The 928-nt window shown below is 45.2% G+C and carries 1 protein-coding gene; it reads left to right on the top strand.

Features of this window, described 5'->3' with window-relative positions; genetic code table 11:
* Nucleotides 1-14: 14 nt before the first annotated feature.
* The coding region (locus A3738_RS28645; RefSeq protein ID WP_068764024.1) for a phosphoglycerate kinase at nt 15-928 on the top strand (914 nt) is incomplete at its 3' end.

Genomic DNA, 928 nt, shown 5'->3' with positions numbered 1-928 from the left:
TAGGATTACGATAGATGAACGTAACGAAAATGACCGATCTAGAACTTAAAGGTAAACGCGTTTTGATCCGCGAAGACCTTAATGTACCGGTCAAAGATGGCAAAGTAACAAGCGATGCACGTATTCGCGCGTCATTGCCAACAATTAAAGCCGCTATTGAAGCGGGCGCAAAAGTTATGTTGATGTCGCACCTAGGCCGACCAACCGAAGGCGAATATGCAGAAGAATTTTCGTTGAAGCCAGTGGCTAATCATCTTTCTTCATTACTCGGCAAAGATGTTCCTTTACTTAAGACTTTGGAAGTCCCATCAGATATTCAAGATGGCGATGTAGTGCTTTTCGAAAACGTTCGCTTTAACAAGGGTGAGAAAAAAGACGAAGAGACATTGTCAAAGGCATACGCTACGCTTTGTGATGTATACGTCATGGACGCATTTGGAACTGCGCATCGCGCGCAAGCTTCAACACACGGTGTCGGACAATTTGCGCCGATTGCCTGTGCAGGCCCATTACTCGCAGCTGAACTTGAAGCACTAGCTCACGCACTAGATACACCAAAGCGTCCACTCGTCGCTATTGTTGGTGGCTCAAAAGTATCTACTAAGTTGACGGTATTAGAATCTCTATCAGACAAAGTTGATCAGCTTATTGTTGGGGGCGGTATTGCAAATACTTTCCTTGCTGCGGCGGGCAATCCAGTTGGTAAATCGTTATATGAAGAAGATTTGATCTCTAACGCGAAAGCTCTGTCGGAAAAAACGGATATCCCAACACCAACTGATGTCGTGACCGGTAAAGAATTTTCTGAGACGGCTGTAGCTGAAGGAAAGAGCGCTCAGGCGGTTGCTGATGATGATATGATTTTCGACATTGGCCCAGAAACCTCTGCAAAGCTAGCCGAAATCATTAAAAACGCAGGGACTATTAT

Source organism: Oleiphilus sp. HI0066, assembly GCF_001635725.1.
This window is presented reverse-complemented; position numbering and strand designations above follow the sequence as displayed.